We start from the raw sequence: 20,088 nt of genomic DNA, 5'->3' as shown, positions 1-20,088 counted from the left end.
AGTATGTTATCATATAAAAGCATTTGAAATCCGTTCGGACATTTTATGCCCGAATGAGGGTTAATGCCGAAAGACATTAAATCGGATAGTCCGCTGCCTGCTGCTCATTTATTGAGCCCGAGCGCTCAAAGCGCCGCATTATTTATTCCTGTGCGTGCCGAATGCTGAACGGCACATCGCGGGACAGGTAAGAATGTTCGGAAATTTTAGGAGGAAAATAAAATGGATGCACTCAAGTTAATCAGCGAATCAAGCATGAAGGAAAATGTTCCGCAGTTCAACGTAGGTGATACCGTTAAGGTTCACGTTCAGATCAAGGAAGGCGATAAGAGCCGTATCCAGATCTTCGAAGGTACTGTAATTGCCAAGAAGCACGGCGGAATCAGCGAGACCTTTACTGTAAGACGTGTTGCACACGGCTGCGGTATCGAAAGAGTATTCCCTCTTCACTCTCCTGTTGTTGACAAGGTAGAGGTCGTAAGATACGGTAAGGTTCGCAGAGCTAAGCTCTACTACCTCAGAGACAGAGTTGGTAAGGCTGCTAAGGTTAAGGAACAGCTCCGCTAACAGGTTGCAGACTGAGTTCAGCCGACTTTGTCTCGGCTGACTCATCTTCTTTCCTTGAGGGACTTAAAGTCCCTTTTTTGCTACATTTTTATAATTAAGAAAGTCTGGAGGCAGCATTATGGCTGACGAAACAAAGAACACTACAGAAAACACAGAAACAGAGGCGCTTGCCGAAGCTGTTGAAGATATCGAGGATGCAGCTGAAGAGCTTGAAGAAGCTGCTGACGTAGACGATACAGATGACGACGATGAAGCCGATGATGACGAGGCTGACGAGGAAGAAAAAGACAAAGCTGACGACGAAGCAGAGAAAAAAGAAGGAAAAATCATCAACGACATTATTGAGGTAGTTGAATCTACTCTTCTTACGGTATTTGTCATCATTATGATATTTACATATTTCCTTCACCCTGTCAATGTAGTCGGAAGCTCGATGAACAATACACTCTTCAATGGAAACAGAGTATTCATGACTACTGTATACACAGGTCCTCATTACGGAGATATCATTGTTATAAATAATGATATGGCATATTTCCTTGACGAAAACAACAAAGTTATTGAAAAAGATATATCAGGTTCAGGTCTGAAGGAATGCATCATCAAGCGAGTTATCGCTGAGCCGGGGCAGACTATCGACTTTGACGTCGATAAAGAGCAGGTCATCGTTGACGGCAAAGTGCTTGACGAGCCTTACATCAGACAGACAGTTATCAGTGATGGCGGTAACTTCAATTTCCCCATAACTGTTCCCGAGGGATATTACTTCGTTATGGGAGATAACAGACGTGAGTCCGCTGACAGTCGTAACGGCGACGTCGGACTTATCAAGAAGGAACAGATCTACGGAAAGGCTATTGTTAAATATTCTCCTATAAAAGAGTTCAAGTTCCTTTTCTTCAAAAATAAGCAATGATCCGACATGATAAAAAAGATAATCGGATTTTGTGAAACACTGCTCATCACATTTTTTGTGGTGAGCATGGTGTTTACTTTCTGTTTTGCCACATACACCATAGACGGCGAATCGATGGAAAGCACGCTGTCACGCGGAGATACCGTATTAGTCAGTAAGATACACCTGTCTGTAAAGCAAGGCGATATCGTTATCGCCAGAACCGATAAATCGGTTACTCTTGACGACAGCGGTGAAATAACGTCTAAAAAAGTTGTGGAAAAGCTTATTGTAAAAAGAGTAATCGCAGCTGAAGGACAGACAATAGATTTTGATTTTGGCAGAGGAAAGGTGTATGTAGACGGCAATGAGCTCCGCGAGGAGTATGCAAGCGGTCTGACGCATCTCGACGAAGGAGCCTTTACAGGAAAGTACCCCGTAAAGGTGCCTGAAGGATATGTATTCGTAATGGGCGATAACAGAAGAAATTCTCTTGACAGCCGCTCGTCAGAACTCGGTTTCGTATCTGTTAAGGATATAGAGGGTGAGGTTATCTGGCGCATGGCACCGTCCGAGAGATTTGGCAAACTTGACTAATGACCCACAGGAGGCAAGTGTGGATAATACCGACATGAAACAGATCCAGTGGTTTCCCGGACATATGGCTAAAACAAGGAGACTGATCGCAGCAAATCTTTCCCTTGTAGATGCAGTTGTTGAGATAGTAGATGCACGTTCGCCTCTCAGCAGCAGAAATCCCGAAATGGATCATATGACAAAGAATAAACCAAGACTGGTTCTGCTAAATAAAAGCGATCTTGCTGACGAGAGATCAACTCAGCAGTGGATAAATTATTTCAGATGCAATGGCTGTGAAGCGCTTGCAGTAGATTGCAAATCAGGCAAGGGACTGAAGTCCATTCTGCCTGCATTGAAAAACACTGTGCTGAAAGAGCTTATGGATAAGCGTGAAAAGAACGGCATGAAAGGTGCGGCTATAAGACTTATGATAGTCGGCATCCCTAATGTCGGTAAATCATCGCTTATAAATAAGTTAGCAGGGTCTAAGCGCGCGAAGGTCGAGGACAGACCGGGCGTAACAAGAACCAAACAATGGGTAAAGCTGGATAATAACACCGAGCTGCTTGATATGCCGGGAGTACTCTGGCCAAAATTTGAAGATCAGAGTGTAGCTGTAAGGCTTGCTTTTACAGGCGCTATAAGCGACGATATACTTGATATCGAAACTCTTGCCATGAAGCTGCTCTCATACCTTGCCGAGAATTATCCGAATTCTCTCACCGAAAGATATAAGATCGAACTCTCAGACGAAGATACCGGTCTCGATCTTCTCGAAAAAGTCGGAAAAAAGCGTGGTATGATGATATCAGGCGGAGAGATCAATACGGAACGTGCTGCAATCACTGTGCTGGATGAATTCAGAAGCGGTAAGCTTGGCAGGATAACCCTTGAAGCTCCTCCGCAGAAGGAGCAGTAATGGCAAGGATCATTCTCCACAAGGAACTTTTTGATTATGATTCACAGCTTCGCAAAGAATATCCTGTGATATGCGGAGTTGACGAAGCCGGCAGAGGTCCTCTTGCCGGTGATGTATATGCTGCTGCAGTCGTTCTTAATGACGATGTGCTGATCAATTATCTAAATGACAGCAAGAAGATCTCAGAAAAGAGGCGAGAGCTTCTGTATGATGAGGTCATAGAAAAGGCTGATGCTTACTGTATCGCCACCGCATCTGTCGAGGAGATTGACCGTCTGAATATTCTTCAGGCTACAATGCTTGCAATGAAGAGAGCGGTAGCCGGACTCGGAGTACAGCCTGACATTGCACTTATTGACGGCAACAGACTTCCCGACATTGATTGCGAATGCAGATATGTTATTCATGGAGATGCCGTATCAGCTTCCATAGCAGCTGCCTCTATCCTTGCAAAGGTTGCAAGAGACCGGTATATGCGTGAGCTTGATGAGAAGTATCCGCAATATTGCTTCGGCAAGCATAAGGGCTATGGAACTGCCATGCATTATGAAAAACTTGCGGAATACGGTATATCAGATGTACACCGCAGAACTTTTTTGAAGAAGCTTTATGACGAAAAGTGAAATAGGAAAACTCGGAGAGGAAAGTGTATGTGCTTACCTTATCGAGCGTGGATATAAGATCACCGCACGGAATTACAGGATCAAAGGCGGTGAGATCGATATAATCGCCGAAAATGGTGACTATATCGCTTTTGTTGAAGTTAAATCCCGTAAGCCTGACAGCATGGTCTCAGGATTTGAAGCCGTCAACAAACGAAAACGCGGTCTGATAATAAAGACTGCCGCTGATTATTGCTGTAAGTACCCGAATATACTTCAGCCGAGGTTTGATGTCGCACAAGTCATCATCGACGCAGGCAAGGTGCTCAGCATTGATTATATTTTAAATGCCTATGATACAACAGGCTACAATTTCATATTCTGAAGGGTGATAATATGTTTTATAACAGCACAAGAAACAGTGATGTCAAGGTCAACAGTGCCGACGCTATTACTCAGGGTATCTCAGCCGAGGGTGGGCTTTTTGTTCCCGAGAGTATCCCGCAGCTTACACTTGATGAGATAAAAGCTATCGGTGATATGAAATACGCTGACAGAGCTGCCTATGTGTTTTCAAAATATCTCACTGACTTTACCGATGCGGAGATACACTATTGTACAGATAATGCTTACAGCACAAAGAACTTTGAGACTGAGAGCATTGCTGAGATAGCTCATCTCTTTGACGGTACATATATGCTGGAGCTCTGGCACGGTCCTACCTGTGCATTTAAGGATATGGCTCTCCAGATCCTTCCATACTTCCTTACAACATCTGCAAAGAAGATAAAGCTTGACAAGAAGATCGTTATTCTTGTGGCAACTTCCGGTGATACAGGCAAGGCTGCTCTCGAAGGCTTCAAAGATGTTGAGGGAACTTCGATCCTCGTATTCTATCCCGAGGACGGAGTAAGCCCCATGCAGAAACGTCAGATGAAAACTCAGGAAGGTTCAAACGTCGGCGTTTGTGCAATCAAGGGTAATTTTGACGACTGCCAGAACGGCGTAAAGGCAATTTTTACAAATGATGATGTGAAGAAAGCTCTTGACGACAACGGAATGATCTTCTCAAGCGCAAATTCTATCAACTGGGGACGTCTTGTGCCTCAGATCGTTTACTATGTATCTGCCTATGCAGAGCTTGTGAAGGATGGCGAGATCGCTCTCGGCGATAAGATCAATATTGTTGTTCCCACAGGAAACTTCGGTAATATCCTTGCTGCTTACTATGCAAAGCACATGGGTATCCCGGTCAACAAGCTCATCTGTGCTTCAAATATCAACAACGTTCTCACTGACTTCATCAACACAGGTATCTATGACAGGAACAGGCAGTTCTATGCAACAGTATCTCCCTCAATGGATATCCTTATCTCCAGCAATCTTGAGAGACTTCTCTATCTGATGACTGACCGCAATGACGCTCTTATCAGAGAGTGGTTCGGCAAGCTTGCTTCAGAGGGCAGATATGAAGTAAATGATGATGTAAAGAAAAAGCTCAAGGAAGAGTTCGCTGCAGGCTTCTGTGATGATGGTCAGACAAAGGCTACCATCCACTCTGTATATGAGACATATTCATACACTTGTGATACTCATACAGCAGTAGCTGTAAAGGTTTACAAGGATTATAAGGAGACCTCTGGAGATACAACAAAAACTGTTATAGCTTCCACAGCAAGCCCCTATAAGTTCAGTGCAGCTGTTCTTGAAGCACTTGAGGGCAAGGCTTCTGACATAGATGAGTATGACAAGGTCGACAAGATCGCTCAGCTCTCGAATATTCCTGTCCCTGCTGCTCTTGCTGACCTCAGAAACAAGCCCGAGCGCTTCAGCGACGTAATCGATAAAGCAGACCAGAAGGATTATGTGCTCAGGACACTGGGCATATAAAATATGAGCTTGTTCGTACTTGCCGATCTGCACCTGTGTAAAGGCAATCCTGAAAAGACCATGAGTATCTTTCCGGGGTGGCAGGATTACCAGGAGCGGATCGAGAAAAACTGGCTCGAACTTATAAAAGAAGATGACACAGTAGTACTTCCGGGAGATATATCATGGGGTATGTCTCTTGCGGAAGCAGCTCCTGACTTTCATTTTATAGACGATCTTCCGGGCGAGAAGGTCATCATAAAAGGAAATCACGATTATTGGTGGACAACTATGCGTAAAATGGAGGAGTTCCTTGCTTCAGAAGGCTGCAGCTCTATAAAAATACTGCATAACAACCACTATAAATATGATAAATACGGAATATGCGGCACAAGAGGCTGGGTGAATATGCCCGGAGAGACTCAGGACGAAAAAGTTCTGAAAAGGGAAGTGCAGCGTCTTGAGACTTCAATAAAGTCTGCTCTGGCAGATGAACTTGAACCAATAGTTTTTCTGCACTATCCGCCCATCTTTGCCACAAATTTTAATTACGACATTCTTGAGATATTGTACCGTTACAAGATAAAAGATTGCTATTACGGACATATACATGGTCGCTCAGCACATGATCTGTGCGTAAAAAATACATACGATGACATAAATTTTCATCTTATTGCAGGGGATTATTTACAGTTTATCCCTGAAAAAATCATGTGATTTGTGCATTATGCAGAAGTGTTGAAAATCAGTAGAAATATTTTTGCAAATGTGGTATAATATACCAAGTATGTTATATAAATATTGGAGGACGTATCAATATGAGTTTAAAATCATCAAACAAAACAGATGTGAATACTACAGAGTTAGTAATTTCAATCGACGCTGCTGCTTTTGAGGCAGCTGTTGAGAAGGAATACCAGCGACAGAAGAAGAACATCCAGATCAAGGGCTTCAGAAAGGGCAAGGTTTCAAGAAAGCTTGCTGAGAGAGAGTTCGGTGAGGGCGCTTTCTACGAGGGTGCTATCAATTCACTCCTCGGTCCCGAGATCGATGCTGCTGTTAAGGAGACAGGTCTTGTACTCGTTGACAGACCTAATGTAGAAGTTACATCTATCGATAAGGAAACAGGTGTTGAGCTCAAGGCAGTATGTGTTACAAAGCCTGAGATCGAGATATCTGACTATAAGGGAATCAAGGCTCCCAAGGAAGTTAAGGAGATCACTGACGAGGATATCGAAAAGCAGATCGAGATCATCAGAAAGAAGAATGCTCGTATCGTTTCTGTTGACGACAGAGCAGCTCAGATGGATGATGAAGTTGTTATCGACTTTGAAGGCTTCTTCGGTGACGAAGCATTTGAAGGCGGCAAGGGCGAGGATCATCCTCTTCGTCTCGGCAGCGGTCAGTTCATCCCCGGCTTCGAGGATCAGATCGTTGGCCACAATATCGGCGATGAGTTCGATGTAAACGTAACTTTCCCTGAGGACTATCAGATGTCTGATTACGCAGGCAAGGAAGCTACATTCAAGTGTAAGCTCAAGTCCATCAGCTATGAGGAACTTCCCGAGATCAATGATGACCTTGTAAAGGATGCAACAGAGTTCGACACAGTTGCTGAGTACAAGGATGATATCAAGACAAAGCTTGAGGAAGCTGCTGTAAGTCAGGCGGATTCTGCTTTTGAGAATGCTGTAATGACAGCTCTTATCGAGAAGGTAGATGCACCTATCCCGAATTGTATGTATGAGCAGAGAATAGACGCTCTTATGAGATCATTCGAGCAGCAGCTCGCACAGCAGGGCATGGACATCAAGCTGTACTTCCAGTACACAGGTATGGATATGGACTCATTCAGAGAGACATACAGAGACAGAGCTGTCAGTGAAGTTAAGCTCAGACTTGCTCTTGAGAAGATCGCAGACCTTGAGAATATCGAGATCTCTGATGAAGAGCTCAACAACGGTCTCGGCGAGATCGCTGCAGCAAATAATATTGATGTTGAGACAGTTAAGCAGTTCATTCCTCTTGATGAATATACTACAGACCTCAGAGTTCAGAAGGCAGTAGAGCTTGTTAAGGAAAACGCTGTGGTTGATAACACTGTTGCAGAGGAAAAGGCTGAATAATAGCTTTTTCGACTAATTTAGCATATAAAGTATCGTTGTCCCGCAGCTTATTGTGGGACAACTGTTTTTAAAGAAAGGGCGATAAATTATGAGCGTACTGGTACCTTATGTCGTTGAACAGACAAGCAGAGGCGAAAGATCATATGATATATATTCAAGACTGCTCAATGACAGAATTATTATGCTTTCAGATCAGGTAAATGACGCGACCGCAAGCGTTGTCGTTGCACAGCTTCTGTATCTTGAAAGTCAGGATTCCGAAAAGGACATCTCTTTATACATCAACAGCCCGGGCGGTTCAGTAACTGCAGGTATGGCTATATATGATACAATGAATTATATCAAGTGCGATGTATCAACAATATGTATCGGTATGGCTGCGTCCATGGGAGCATTTCTCCTTTCATCAGGCGCAAAAGGCAAGAGGATCGCTCTTCCGAACAGTGAGATCATGATCCATCAGCCCCTTATAGGCGGCGGACTCGGCGGTCAGCAGACTGATATCATGATCCATGCTAAAAACCTTGAGCGCACAAGAGATCGCCTTGAGGAAATTCTCGCAAACAACACAGGCAAGAGCATAGAGGAGATCCATGCAGCTTGTGAGCGCGATAATTACATGACTGCTAACGAAGCACTTGAATACGGACTTATCGATAAGGTCATAACAAAAAGGTAGGGGTTATAAATGGCTGAAACGTTTAAATCGTGCAGCTTCTGCGGCAAGGGGGAAAACAGGGTTCGCAGTATGTTTTCTGCCGGTTCATCCAATATATGTGATGAATGCGTAACTTACTGCTATGAGATGCTCTATGGACCCGGAGTGGCTAAAGCTCACAGAAAGGCAGCAAAATCAGAATCCGATAAGGATACATCTTCATTGACTCTTATGAAGCCTATGGAGATCAAGTCTTTCCTGGACGAGTATGTCATCGGTCAGGACGATGCAAAGATATCGCTTTCTGTTGCTGTTTACAATCATTATAAGAGAATAATGAGCCAGGAAAACGAGAAGGAGCTTACCGAAAATGACGGTGTTGAGCTTCAGAAGAGCAATGTTCTTCTGCTCGGACCTACGGGTGTAGGTAAGACGTTCCTTGCACAGACACTGGCAAAGCTTCTCAATGTTCCTTTTGCTATCGCTGACGCTACGACTATAACAGAGGCAGGTTACGTCGGTGATGACGTTGAAAATGTTCTCCTCAGGCTTATTCAGGCTGCCGATTTTGATATCAAGGCTGCTGAAAGAGGCATCATTTATATTGATGAGATAGATAAGATAGCCAGAAAGTCCGAAAACACCTCTCTTACCCGTGACGTAAGCGGTGAGGGAGTACAGCAGGCTCTTCTGAAGATCATAGAAGGAACAGTATCAAATGTTCCGCCTCAGGGAGGAAGAAAGCATCCAAATCAGGAAGTTATACAGATAAACACAAAGAATATCCTGTTTATCTGCGGCGGTGCTTTTGATGGTCTTGAAAAGCAGATACAGAAGCGTATCGGAAAGGCTCCTATCGGTTTTGGCGGCGAGATAAAGCCCCACAAGGAAGAAATGGACAATTTTTTCAAGAAGGTTGTGCCTAAAGACCTTGTTAAGTTCGGTATGGTACCTGAATTTGTTGGCCGTCTCCCTGTTATATCCGTACTTGAAGAGCTGGACGAAGCTTCACTTGTCAGAATCCTTACAGAGCCTAAGAACGCACTTATCAAGCAGTATAAGAAGCTTTTCAGCTACGATGATATCGAGCTTGAGATAGAGGATGATGCTCTTACAGAGATCGCTAAGAAAGCTATAGCTCAGAAAACAGGTGCCCGCGGACTGCGCTCAATACTTGAGTCTATCCTTATGAATACCATGTTTACCGTTCCGTCTGACGGAAGTATCGCAAAGGTAACAGTTACAGCTGACTGTGTGGTAAACGGTGTACAGCCGCTTCTCACAAACAGAAGGAACAAGCTGCTTAAAGCTGAATAAAAAGATCAAGGGACTGCAAAAGCAGTCCCTTTTTTGGTTATCAGCAGCCGCAGCCGCAGTTGTTATTTCCACAGTCACAGCCGTTATTGCCGCAGCCTGAGAAAAGAATGATCACCAGAAGTACTAAAAGAATGATGCACCAGCAGTTATTTCCTCCGAAGCATGAATTACACATAATTGAACAACTCCTTGAATTGATGTATTTGAACCGCTTTATCTGCGCTTCATAGTACATAGTATGCCAACTGAAAAAAAGTGTTACAGTTCATAAAAGATTTCTGTTTTCGACAGTTATCGCATGAAAAAAATGGCATAATATTATAGAGACAGATAAGGAGGAAAAATATGATCAATAACAGTAAATTCACAAAAAAGTCGGCAGATATAATCGAAGGTGCGGTCGTATATGCATCAGATATGGGGCATACCTATGTCGGGAGTGAGCATTTACTTCTGTCTATACTTGGTGAAGATACATCCGATGCCGCCGATATACTGAAAAACGGAGGGATCACATTTGAGACGTTCAGAAACAGTATTATTGAACTTGTCGGACAGGGCACGCCATCAGTCCTTAATCAGAGATTTTTTACCGCCGCGACAAAGAGAATACTGGAAAAAGCCTGCAGTGATGCCGCTTCATCAGATAGTAAACAAGCATCGGCAGAGCATATTCTCACAGCAATAATAAAGGAAAGCACTTGTACAGCTTGTACTCTTATCAGGAAAAACGGCGGAGATATGGGCTATATATGTGATAAGCTCTGTTTAATGTCTGACAAAAAAACAAGTTTTGAACTTAAAGATGCACTGAAGCCAAGGCCTTCAAAATATCCAAATTTGTTCAGATACGGACGGAATATGACTGATATTACTGAGGTCAGAAAAAACGATCCGCTCATTGGAAGGAAAAATGAAGTCAGCAGGATACTTCAGATACTTGCTCGACGGAGCAAAAATAATCCATGTCTTATCGGCGAAGCCGGTGTGGGCAAAACTGCTGTAATTGAAGGCGTTGCCGAGTTATTTATGCGTAACGCCGTTCCCGTCAGCCTTAAAAACAAGTATATATTCAGTCTTGACCTGACTTCTTTGCTGTCAGGAGCTAAGTATAGAGGAGATTTTGAAGAACGTGTCAAGGCTTGTGTGGATGAAGCAGTCAGCGCGCGAAATATAATCCTTTTTATTGACGAAATACACAGCATTGTGGGGGCAGGCGCCGCTGAGGGAGCTATTGACGCAGCTAATATAATGAAGCCGCAGCTTGCAAGAGGAGAGCTGCAGATAATCGGGGCAACAACATTCGATGAATACAGAAAATCTATAGAAAAAGATCATGCCCTTGAAAGACGTTTTCAGCCGGTTAAGATTTCAGAGCCCGATACAGAGAGCTGTATAAACATCATAAACGGTCTGAAAAGCAACTATGAAAAGTATCACGGAGTCAGTATCAATGAAAAAATCGTCTCTCTTGCAGTTAAAATGTCACAGCGATATATAACCGACCGATTTCTTCCTGATAAGGCGATCGATATACTTGATGAAGCCTGTGCCGCAGCAAAAATACGAGCAGGCGAAACAGCACCGGATATAGGAACAGATTATATATCCATGAATGACAGAAAGCTGAGTGAACTGAAAAGTACTGTCAGTATTTCTGGTGTTACAGAACTTACCGAAAATGACGTATACTCTGTTATATCAATGCATTCAGGAGTTCCTGTTAACAGAATAACCTATGCCGAAGCCAAAAGGCTTTCAAGTCTGTCTGATAAGCTTTCGGATCGTATAATCGGTCACAGAAAAGCAATATCAAAGATAACGGAAGCGGTTTTCAGAGCAAGGTCAGGACTTCGTGACAGCAGTCGACCAATGGCTTCATTTCTATTCGTCGGAGCAACAGGTGTCGGAAAGACCGAGCTCGCCAAAGCTCTTGCTGATAGTATTTTTGACGGAGAAAGGGACCTGATCAGGATAGATATGTCCGAATATATGGAAAAACATTCTGTTTCCAAGCTCATAGGAGCTCCTCCGGGATATGCAGGCTACGACAGTAATGATCACAACCTTTGTGAAAAAGTGAGAAGAAAGCCGTATTCGCTTGTACTCTTTGATGAGATCGAAAAAGCCGACCGTGAAGTTCTGAATATACTTTTGCAGATCCTCGAAGATGGCATCGTTACGGATTCTGTGATGAGACAGGTCAGCTTCCGAAATTGTATGATCATAATGACGTCAAATGTCGGAGCTGAGGAGATACTCACATCGAATTCTTTAGGCTTTGAAAGTAATAGCGTTAATGACCGAGAAGAAATGACACTTTCCGCTATCAGAAAAAGCTTTTCTCCTGAATTTCTTAACAGGATAGATGAAGTGATCGTCTTCGGACCGCTTGAATACGATGAGCTTCTTGAAATAAGCCGCAAAGAGCTTGAAAAACTAAGGCTTCGCGCTCAAACTGTTGGTATAACTCTCGACTTCACCGATAAAGTTTCTGAAATAGTCGTAGATACTAAGGAGGCAGCCAGATATGGAGCCAGACCAATCAGGCGGCGAGTTTCCGAACTTGTGGAAAGCAAACTTGCCCGTATGATGATCAATTCAGAGATCAGCAGGGGAGACCGTATAAAAATCGATATCAAAGATAACGAAATATCAGTTACCAAACTTGTCACTGTATGAAAAAAGGCAATACACACATGTGTATTGCCTTTTATACTTATTTGATATCCTTGACTGCAAGAAGCGGTGGGGGAGTCTTGTCTTTATTAGCATATATAGAATTGAATGCTAAAGCTTTGCCTGTTACGTCAACATAGAGATCATCAAGGTCATCAGCATTAGCGATCATTGCGACCTTTACATGAGTTGACTCACCCTTGGGGATATTGATATGGTTTTTGCCGGATTTGTTATCGGCTTCCAGAGAAAGGAAGTCCTCGACTGCTATCTTATCACTGCTGAGTTGCACCTTATCATCAAGATGATAGAGAACACGCCAGTTTGCGTCCCATTCCGTACCGTTTATAAGAGTGGGAGCGATGAGATAATCGAAGTGACTGAGTTCTGTATCTTCGTATATATCATTCTCGCCGATATTCTTATATGTCAGATCAAGAACGATAACTTTCTTCTGTACAGTTATAGTGTCAGTAACTTCATCGGCAATTTTTACACCGTCGCCAAGAGTTCCGTATTCATAAGTTGCGTATATTTTGCCGTCATCGCTGAGATAGCCGCTGTAATCAGCAGGGTTACCGCATGGGTCCGAAGAAATACCGTCGAAGTTATCCTGCACCCATGCATCATTAAGGGTTATCTCTACCTTATTTTCGATAGTATCTGTAATGATCTCGGTATCTGTGAACGTATCTCCGATATTCAGGGATTCAAAGGCTTCTACTTCGCCAGTATTGGAGTCGCTGTCCTTACCGGCATCGCTGTCACCAGACTCAGATTCAGTCAACTCGTTCCATGTTGTCCAGCTAAGAGTATCCTCAAATTCCGCAGCGTCAACAAGCTTCATTCCCTGAATAATGCTGCTGAGATCGGTATCGGAGATGTCTCCTGCGGCGTCCATTCTTACAATAAAATTGGTACCTTTGAAGTGTATCCATATATTCTTTGATAATGTGCTTTCAGCTGAATCATCATCACCGATCTGTCGGCAGAAGATAAAGGCGTTCTTCTCTTCATCTGAAACATCAATAATATTTTCTATACTCAATATATCCTGTTCCATTGGACAGGATTCATACACCCGGAAATAGTAGGCTTCAAAAGCGCCTCCATTATCTTTATCAAATCTGTGAAGTAAGTCGGGAGAAGATACATCGGCACTGAATCCTTCGGGCAGCCATGTGTACTGAACATTGTATTTTCTTGTTTCGTCAGTTTCAGAGTCCTTTGGAGTAAACCTGAGGGTATATTCATTTTCGCCTTCTTTTGTGTAATACAGCTTATCATATTCTGCTTCCGAGTCTTCAACCGAAAGATTCTCGGGAGCTATCTCTGTGTTTTCAACTTCCTCGACCTCTGTAGAAGGTGCAGAGGAAGGACGTGCTTTTGAGAGGGCATATACCGATGCAGGAGCTGCTATAACTATCGCGGCAGCAGCTGCCACCATGCCTCTGTAACGTCTCTGTATATGATTTGTTGTCTTTTTCATGGTAATTCCTTTCTGTATCTCTGCTTTGCGCAGCTCATACAAGGCGGAGAAATCATGTTTCTTATCCGATGAAAAAGCTTCATCTATTATATTGTCCCATTCCTCTTGAGTGGGAAGTCCCTTATTTTTCATCGCTAATTTCTCCTTTCAGGCGCTTTTTCGTACGTTCAAAACGCTTTCGTACATTTGATTCGGTGAGTGACAGCTTCTCAGCGACATCCTTCCATGACATCTCTTTTACACAGCGCATTATAACAATGCTCTTATCAGGTTCTTTCACTGAATGAAGCAATTCATCGATCTTTCCGCCGTGCTCTGATTGCTGAGCGGGATCGGCTACCTGCATTGCTTCATCTATTGCGACCTCCGAATTGAACCGCTTTTTGTTCCTGCGGTAGATATTGATGGAGGTACTTTTGATGACCTTGATTATATAATTCTTTGTCCTGTCGCTGTTACAGTCGCTGAGTTTGTGGAGTTTCCCTATGAGCCTGAGAAAAGCCTCAGAGACCGCATCCTCGGCAAGTCCCTGATCGTGCAGAACCGCATATACTATTCTGTACATCGGCTGTTCGTATACTTCATAGAGAGCTCTCAGCTTTTCTGAGTTCTCCTGCGTCATTTTATCACCTCGTTTGAAACGTTTCATAACATATAACACCTGAGAGGCATGATTTGTGACAACAAAAATAAAAAAATTCCTTTCGGGCTTATTTATATACCCGAAAGGTCGAAATCAGGTACATAATCCTCAGAGGCAGAGCTTCTTTCCTGTGTGAAACCTTTTAAACCAAGCTCAGCTGCACGATTTATGACCGAATTATATTCCATTTTAGTGACCTTTCTTTTCAGCTCACTGAACTCCTCCGATATAAAATCAAAGGGAGTAAACTGATTCATAATGCTCACAAGAACATCATCACGCGAAGTATTGTCGGCTATCCATTCAATGAGCTTGATCGAATCATGCCTGTGGGAGGGGAGAACCATATGACGAATGACAGTACCCTTCATAAGACCGCCCTCACTGTTGAACGTAAGCTTACCGACCTGTTTTATCATTGCAAGTATCGCCTCAGAGGCATACTCAAAATAGTCTGGCGCATTTGAATATTTTGAAGATATATCCGACGAGAAATACTTCATATCGGGAAGATAGACATCTATATAGCCCTCCAGCATATCTATCGTTTCTTTAAGCTCGTAACCTCCGCAGTTGAAAACAACAGGTATATCCAGCTTGTGTTTTACCATGTCAAGTGCATTGATTATATTCGGGACAAAGTGAGTAGGAGTCACAAGATCGATATTATCTGCGCCGTCCTCTTGAAGCCTCAGAAAGATATCAGCCAGCTGTTTGTCGGTTATCTCTTTTCCGAAAAGTTTATTGCTGATCTTATTGTTCTGGCAGAAGCAGCAATGCAGATTACACCCCGAGAAAAAAACAGTGCCTGCACCATTTTTGTAGGAAATACAAGGCTCCTCCCATTTATGCAGCGATGCTCTGGCAACAATTACAGAACTGCCTGCTCCGCATATACCTGTTGAATTGCTCCTGTCTGCACCGCATTTACGCGGACACAGTGTACATTTATAAATCATATTCATCATCCATATAATCTCTGTAATTGAAGTTTTCGGCAGTAGCTGTGCTGTCAAGCACCTCATGTACATTGATATCATGCTTTATACAGTACATCGCTGCCGCTGTAAGAAACAGACTTTTTGAAAGCTTATTCTTTAAACAATAGTCTGTAATAAGCCTGTCTTCGTAAAGACTCGCTTTGCATGAAAGGCTTTTATAATATATCACACTGTTTGAATAACGTGTAGTTTTGTTATTTTTAGGCTTTTTCCTGTCCATAACATTCCCCCCTGATAGAATAATTGTAACATTGCTGTCGGATAATGTCAATAATTGCCGCAAAAAACGCTTTCTATCATTGAATATCACAAAAATTTCACTTGCTTTTTTGTGGAAAATGATGTATAATTAGTATTGCATAAAATTTTAAGGAGTTATGAATATGACTAATATAGGTTTTATCGGCGCAGGCAATATGGGCTCTGCTATAATGAAGGGTATCTCCTCAAGCAGTCTTTGTAAGGATACTGCTCTTTTTGCTTTCGATCCGAGTACAGAAAAGGTAGAAGCTCTCTCAGAATACGGTGTTGGAGCCTGCTCTTCCGAACAGGAGATAATGGAAAAGTGCAAATTTGTTTTCCTTGCAGTCAAGCCTCAGATAATCGAAGGCGTTCTGGAAGCAATCTCAGCTTACACTACCGAGGAAACTGTTATTATTTCCATAGCAGCCGGAATTGGCGATGAATTTATTGCCAAAAAGACAATTCCCGAGGCAAAGGTAATACTCGTTATGCCAAATACACCTCTTCTTCTCGGAGAAGGTGCATCAGCTCTCTCAAGAAACGACAAGGTCACTGATGAGGAATTTGACGTAGTTCTGAATATTTTCAGAATATGCGGTAAGGCAGCTGTTATCCCCAAGGATAAGATGAAGGAGATAATTGCTATCAACGGAAGCAGTCCTGCATTTATCTATCTGTTTGCAAAGGGCTTTATAGACTATGCCGCTTCTGTTGGCATTGACAGAGCAGCTGCAGAGGAACTGTTCACTCAGAGCCTTATCGGTTCCGCAAAGATGATAACCGATTCCGGAAATACTATCGATGAGCTTATAAAGATGGTATCTTCTCCCGGCGGAACCACTCTTGCAGGTCTTGATAAGCTCTATGAAGGCAATCTCACCGATGTTGTAAAAAAATGCTGTGAGAGCTGTACAAACAGAGCATACGAGCTTTCAAAGTAAGTCTAAAACATTATTTTCATGCATATCATTTCAGTGAAAGGAATGATATGCATGAAAAAGATAAGTACGATCTCGGAAAAACGGACAAGCCTGACTGTATATATGTTCTTTATTGCTGTGGGTATTGTGATCGGCACATTTCTCGCAAAGTACCCGTCTCTTGCAGGCAATAAGCTTATAAACCAGTATTTTATGTTCCCGAATGAAGGGATCAGGATATCATCTTTGATATCGGGAACATTTCTTTTGTCGTTTTTTATTATTGTCATGGCTTTTTTCTTCGGGTCTTCCGCTTTTGGACAACCTTTCGGTATATTTCTGCTTTTTTACCGTGGGATAGGTATCGGAATATCTGCATCATCGATGTATATCTCATCGGGAACGGCAGCTATAATACCTGTGGCTGTAACCGTTCTGCCGAAAGCAGTTGCCTTTTCCGTCATAGCAGCTCTTGCTGTCAGAGAGAATATACATTATTCATGTCATATACTCTCGCACTGCTTTTTTAACAGAGAACACGAGACTATAAAAGGCGGTCTCAAGCTCTGGTCAATAAAATTCATCGTGCTTATTGTATTATCTTTAATAATTTCGTCCGCCGACGGAACAATATACTTCTTTTTTACTTCTGTTGGCGGTAAATAAATGGAGGAATTTCAAATTGGGTCTTTTTTCCAAGAATTATGAAAGCGCAGGAGTCGGTATCTCCAAGTATGCTCCAAAGAAAAAGGGAATAGCGCTGTTTTTTGATATTGTAGGCAGAAAATTCTGGAAGCTGATGCAGGTGAACCTGCTATATATGCTTTTCTTTCTGCCCCTTGTAATGATGCTTCCCGTAATGACCATATTCAAAAATCATTATCATGTATCAGTGGCTTCTATGATAGTCATGCTGCTCATATTCATGATACTCATTGGACCTGCGACAGCAGGAATGACAAAGGTCATAAGGTTATTTGTAATAAACAAGCATTCATTTATTATGCGTGACTTTTTCAATGGATTCAAGACGAACTTCAAAAAAGCAGCAATAGTTGGTTTTCTTGATTGCCTTGTGATTCTGTCCGCTATCGCATCGCTGAATGTTTATCCTGCACTGGCTATACAGACGCAGACAAAGCTCATGTACATACCTATGGTCATAACATTCAGCCTGTTCCTTGTCATAATCATCATGAATCATTATATATTCCTGATGATGACGGCTACAAACTTATCTTTCAAGAATTTGCTGAAAAATTCACTGGCTCTTGCATTCGTCGCACTGAAACAGAACTTTCTGACATTTATTATAGTTCTTGCAGTTCTTGCTGTGATGATTCTGCTTATGTTTTATCTGTTTCCGGTGTTCCTTCTGCTTGTACCGTTTTTCCCTGCGGCATTCATTTGCCTGCTTAACTGCTTTATAAGCTACCCTGTGATACAGAAATACGTTATCAATCCCTATTATACAAGCATAGGCGAGATCAATCCCGAGCTCGTTGATGACACTCCCTCTGATGAGGAGCGCATTTTTGAGGATATGGGCGGAAAGGAACAGCCTATCGAAAAGAGGAAAAAGGGCAAAGGTAAGAGAATATCCTAAAAAATACGGCGCTTTTTTTGGCGCCGTAAATTTTTTTGTGATATTTTGTGTAGCTTTTCCGTTTTATATATGAAGTACTTCAACAGATACAGAAGAAAGGAAGTGACATAATGGAGCCTGACAAAATGGCGGACATATACGACAGGAATAAAAATGCAGTTTTTCGCATGGCATTTTCTTATTGCAAGAACAAGGCAGACGCAGAAGATATAATGCAGGACGTCTTTATCAAGCTTTTCACAGGCGGCGCCGAGTTTGAAAACGAAGATAAGGAGCGAAGCTGGATTCTGAAGGTCACCGTGAACAAGTGCAGGGATATGTTCCGCTCACTGATATATAGATATTCACTGACTTCGATACCCCTTGATGAAGCCTGTCTCACCTATGAGACCCCCGAAGAAAGCGAAGTCTATCACGCTGTAATGTCACTTCCGACAAAATACAGGATCGTTATTCACTTATACTACTACGAGGATTACTCCGTAAAGGAGATAAGCAGTATCACGGGAACAAAGGAATCAGCTGTTCAGACGCAGCTGTACCGTGCAAGAAAAAAGCTTAAAGATATTCTCGGAAAGGAGCTCCTGACATGAATATGAACGATTATAAAAAGGTAACAGACCGCTTGGAACCTGATGAGCGGTGCAGAAAAGAGGTACTTGATATGAGTAAACGTGAGAACAGAATAAAGCAGAATACAAACGAGTTTGAGGAAAAGGTATCAGGCGTAGAAGTCCGCCGCGGAAACGGCGCTCTCAGATTTGTCGGTATCGCAGCTGCTTTCGCACTGATAGCAGGCGGTATAGGAACAACAGGTGTACTGCTTCATAAGAACAGCAGGAACGTCTCGCAGCTTACAGAGGCAGGCGAGGAGGAAACGGTTACCGAAGAGATTACCGAGGAGGTAACAGAAGAGCCTACTGAATCTGAGGCAGGCGAAGATTATGATTATGAAGCTATCGCCAGAGAGATCACAGACGGATATCTCGAGAGAACCAATATTCTTGTATACGGCGATGTGGAGTATGACGTAAATGATACCATAACATTCTATACCTATGACAGTTCTGATGCCGAATGGTCAGAAAAATACGGCGGTGAGCGTACATTCTACAAAGTGACTGATGAGCGCTTCGGCAGCTGTCAGGATATCTACGATTACTACAAAGAGCTAATTGCTAACACTATTGAATTTGAAGGTTATAGTGAGCCTTTAATAACAGCTTCTGATTATAAAGACGGTGTCACTTTAGATGGAGCCGGTGTAGTAAGCTATCTTGGCGGAGATGCAAGCAGATTTGAAAACGGCAGCAAGGTCGACCTATATATACCCGATCCCGAAGATGACAGCACGGTTGATTATACAGCTCATGGCATCAACGGTGGAGTCTATATTGATTATAACGGAGAGCTCTATGTTACACCTCGTGCTGCACAACACGGTTGGGATGAGCATTATACTTCCGAGCCTGTGATAGTCGAAAACAGCGAGGACAAGATAGTAGTTTCACGCTATAGCAATAATAATATGCGAAATGAACAATATGGCATACAGAAACTGTTTACTTTAGTGCTCCAAAATGGTGAATGGAAGATACAGAGCATAGGAACAGGAATGCAGCCCGAGTATCTGTCATCAATTGCTATCCAGTGCTACCTTGAGGACAGGGCAGAATATAATGATATAAATATCGACTGCGGTGACATTATGGCTCCTCTTGAGATGCTGGAGTATGATGAAGAAAACAAAACTTCGCGGGTACACGCTGTTCTTCATGATGTAAACGGTGTTGATGCAATAGATGTAACAGCAGATATCGATCTTAATAGTGTCAAAGTGACATCAGCAGATATAACAAGACTCAATGAGTATGATGGTACACTGAAGCGTCCCAGCGTTATCTGGGCTGAGGAACACCCCGACGGCAATGAATAAAAAACTATCCCCTGAACATATAAGTTCAGGGGATTTTTG

22 protein-coding genes are annotated in these 20,088 nt (G+C 42.7%); 16 read left to right on the top strand and 6 right to left on the bottom strand.

Features of this window, described 5'->3' with window-relative positions:
- Positions 1–222: 222 nt before the first annotated feature.
- From rplS to clpX, 11 genes are all read left to right on the top strand, one after another.
- Positions 223–567 (top strand): 50S ribosomal protein L19, encoded by a 345-nt coding sequence (rplS, locus tag DSZ37_RS00640; RefSeq protein WP_028520554.1) that lies wholly within the window; start codon positions 223–225, stop codon positions 565–567.
- A gap of 118 nt (positions 568–685) precedes the next feature.
- Positions 686–1,483 (top strand): signal peptidase I, encoded by a 798-nt coding sequence (gene lepB, locus DSZ37_RS00635; RefSeq protein WP_109725049.1) that lies wholly within the window; start codon positions 686–688, stop codon positions 1,481–1,483.
- A gap of 6 nt (positions 1,484–1,489) precedes the next feature.
- Positions 1,490–2,059, top strand: coding sequence for a signal peptidase I (lepB, locus tag DSZ37_RS00630; protein WP_109725048.1), 570 nt, complete (start codon positions 1,490–1,492; stop codon positions 2,057–2,059).
- A gap of 19 nt (positions 2,060–2,078) precedes the next feature.
- Positions 2,079–2,960 (top strand): ribosome biogenesis GTPase YlqF, encoded by an 882-nt coding sequence (gene ylqF, locus DSZ37_RS00625; RefSeq protein ID WP_242978530.1) that lies wholly within the window; start codon positions 2,079–2,081, stop codon positions 2,958–2,960.
- Positions 2,960–3,583 (top strand): ribonuclease HII, encoded by a 624-nt coding sequence (gene rnhB, locus DSZ37_RS00620; protein WP_109725047.1) that lies wholly within the window; start codon positions 2,960–2,962, stop codon positions 3,581–3,583. The genes ylqF and rnhB overlap by 1 nt, the downstream gene beginning before the upstream one ends.
- A complete protein-coding gene (locus DSZ37_RS00615; RefSeq protein WP_109725046.1) occupies positions 3,570–3,947 on the top strand; it encodes a YraN family protein in 378 nt (125 codons plus the stop codon). The genes rnhB and DSZ37_RS00615 overlap by 14 nt, the downstream gene beginning before the upstream one ends.
- A gap of 11 nt (positions 3,948–3,958) precedes the next feature.
- The gene (gene thrC, locus DSZ37_RS00610) at positions 3,959–5,452 is read left to right on the top strand and encodes a threonine synthase (RefSeq protein ID WP_109725045.1); all 1,494 of its coding nucleotides are present in this window, start codon (positions 3,959–3,961) and stop codon (positions 5,450–5,452) included.
- A 3-nt stretch (positions 5,453–5,455) separates the two neighbouring features.
- Positions 5,456–6,148 carry a metallophosphoesterase gene (locus DSZ37_RS00605; protein WP_109725044.1) on the top strand — a complete coding sequence of 231 codons (693 nt, stop codon included), beginning with the start codon at positions 5,456–5,458 and terminating at the stop codon, positions 6,146–6,148.
- A 101-nt stretch (positions 6,149–6,249) separates the two neighbouring features.
- Positions 6,250–7,557: a trigger factor gene (gene tig / locus DSZ37_RS00600; protein WP_109725043.1), complete on the top strand. Its 1,308-nt coding sequence runs from the start codon at positions 6,250–6,252 to the stop codon at positions 7,555–7,557.
- An 88-nt stretch (positions 7,558–7,645) separates the two neighbouring features.
- Positions 7,646–8,236 (top strand): ATP-dependent Clp endopeptidase proteolytic subunit ClpP, encoded by a 591-nt coding sequence (gene clpP / locus DSZ37_RS00595; RefSeq protein ID WP_019678690.1) that lies wholly within the window; start codon positions 7,646–7,648, stop codon positions 8,234–8,236.
- Between the two features lie 9 nt (positions 8,237–8,245).
- The gene (gene clpX, locus DSZ37_RS00590) at positions 8,246–9,532 is read left to right on the top strand and encodes an ATP-dependent Clp protease ATP-binding subunit ClpX (RefSeq protein ID WP_109725042.1); all 1,287 of its coding nucleotides are present in this window, start codon (positions 8,246–8,248) and stop codon (positions 9,530–9,532) included.
- A 40-nt stretch (positions 9,533–9,572) separates the two neighbouring features.
- On the opposite strand, the gene DSZ37_RS18085 is transcribed toward clpX, so the two are convergent.
- A complete protein-coding gene (locus tag DSZ37_RS18085) occupies positions 9,573–9,707 on the bottom strand; it encodes a hypothetical protein (RefSeq protein ID WP_278245079.1) in 135 nt (44 codons plus the stop codon).
- A gap of 170 nt (positions 9,708–9,877) precedes the next feature.
- Between DSZ37_RS18085 and DSZ37_RS00585 the strand changes: the two genes are divergently transcribed.
- Positions 9,878–12,214 carry an ATP-dependent Clp protease ATP-binding subunit gene (locus DSZ37_RS00585; RefSeq protein ID WP_109725041.1) on the top strand — a complete coding sequence of 779 codons (2,337 nt, stop codon included), beginning with the start codon at positions 9,878–9,880 and terminating at the stop codon, positions 12,212–12,214.
- A gap of 37 nt (positions 12,215–12,251) precedes the next feature.
- Here the strand turns inward: DSZ37_RS00585 and DSZ37_RS00580 are convergent, their stop codons facing one another.
- From DSZ37_RS00580 to DSZ37_RS00565, 4 genes are all read right to left on the bottom strand, one after another.
- Complete coding sequence (locus DSZ37_RS00580; protein WP_109725040.1) at positions 12,252–13,832, bottom strand: hypothetical protein; 1,581 nt, start codon at positions 13,830–13,832, stop codon at positions 12,252–12,254.
- On the bottom strand, positions 13,822–14,349 hold the full coding sequence (locus DSZ37_RS00575) for an RNA polymerase sigma factor (protein WP_109725039.1): 528 nt from the start codon (positions 14,347–14,349) through the stop codon (positions 13,822–13,824). Before DSZ37_RS00575 ends, DSZ37_RS00580 begins: the two co-directional genes overlap by 11 nt.
- 65 nt (positions 14,350–14,414) lie before the next feature.
- Positions 14,415–15,302, bottom strand: coding sequence for a radical SAM protein (locus tag DSZ37_RS00570; protein ID WP_109725362.1), 888 nt, complete (start codon positions 15,300–15,302; stop codon positions 14,415–14,417).
- The gene (locus DSZ37_RS00565) at positions 15,292–15,564 is read right to left on the bottom strand and encodes a hypothetical protein (protein WP_109725038.1); all 273 of its coding nucleotides are present in this window, start codon (positions 15,562–15,564) and stop codon (positions 15,292–15,294) included. Before DSZ37_RS00565 ends, DSZ37_RS00570 begins: the two co-directional genes overlap by 11 nt.
- Positions 15,565–15,727: 163 nt before the next feature.
- Between DSZ37_RS00565 and proC the strand changes: the two genes are divergently transcribed.
- Positions 15,728–16,528, top strand: a complete 801-nt coding sequence (gene proC / locus DSZ37_RS00560) for a pyrroline-5-carboxylate reductase (protein ID WP_109725037.1) — start codon at positions 15,728–15,730, stop codon at positions 16,526–16,528.
- 2 nt (positions 16,529–16,530) lie between these two features.
- On the opposite strand, the gene DSZ37_RS00555 is transcribed toward proC, so the two are convergent.
- Positions 16,531–16,797, bottom strand: a complete 267-nt coding sequence (locus tag DSZ37_RS00555) for a hypothetical protein (protein ID WP_109725036.1) — start codon at positions 16,795–16,797, stop codon at positions 16,531–16,533.
- A 392-nt stretch (positions 16,798–17,189) separates the two neighbouring features.
- Between DSZ37_RS00555 and DSZ37_RS00545 the strand changes: the two genes are divergently transcribed.
- The 3 genes from DSZ37_RS00545 to DSZ37_RS00535 all read left to right on the top strand — a co-directional run bounded on the left by DSZ37_RS00545 (position 17,190) and on the right by DSZ37_RS00535 (position 20,049).
- Positions 17,190–18,113, top strand: coding sequence for a DUF624 domain-containing protein (locus DSZ37_RS00545; protein ID WP_109725034.1), 924 nt, complete (start codon positions 17,190–17,192; stop codon positions 18,111–18,113).
- 110 nt (positions 18,114–18,223) lie between these two features.
- Positions 18,224–18,706, top strand: coding sequence for an RNA polymerase sigma factor (locus tag DSZ37_RS00540; RefSeq protein WP_109725033.1), 483 nt, complete (start codon positions 18,224–18,226; stop codon positions 18,704–18,706).
- Positions 18,703–20,049 (top strand): hypothetical protein, encoded by a 1,347-nt coding sequence (locus DSZ37_RS00535; protein WP_109725032.1) that lies wholly within the window; start codon positions 18,703–18,705, stop codon positions 20,047–20,049. The genes DSZ37_RS00540 and DSZ37_RS00535 overlap by 4 nt, the downstream gene beginning before the upstream one ends.
- The last annotated feature ends 39 nt before the right edge of the window (positions 20,050–20,088 follow it).

Origin of the sequence: Ruminococcus flavefaciens, assembly GCF_900116855.1 — a bacterium.
GTDB lineage: Bacteria > Bacillota > Clostridia > Oscillospirales > Ruminococcaceae > Ruminococcus > Ruminococcus flavefaciens_R.
This window is presented reverse-complemented; position numbering and strand designations above follow the sequence as displayed.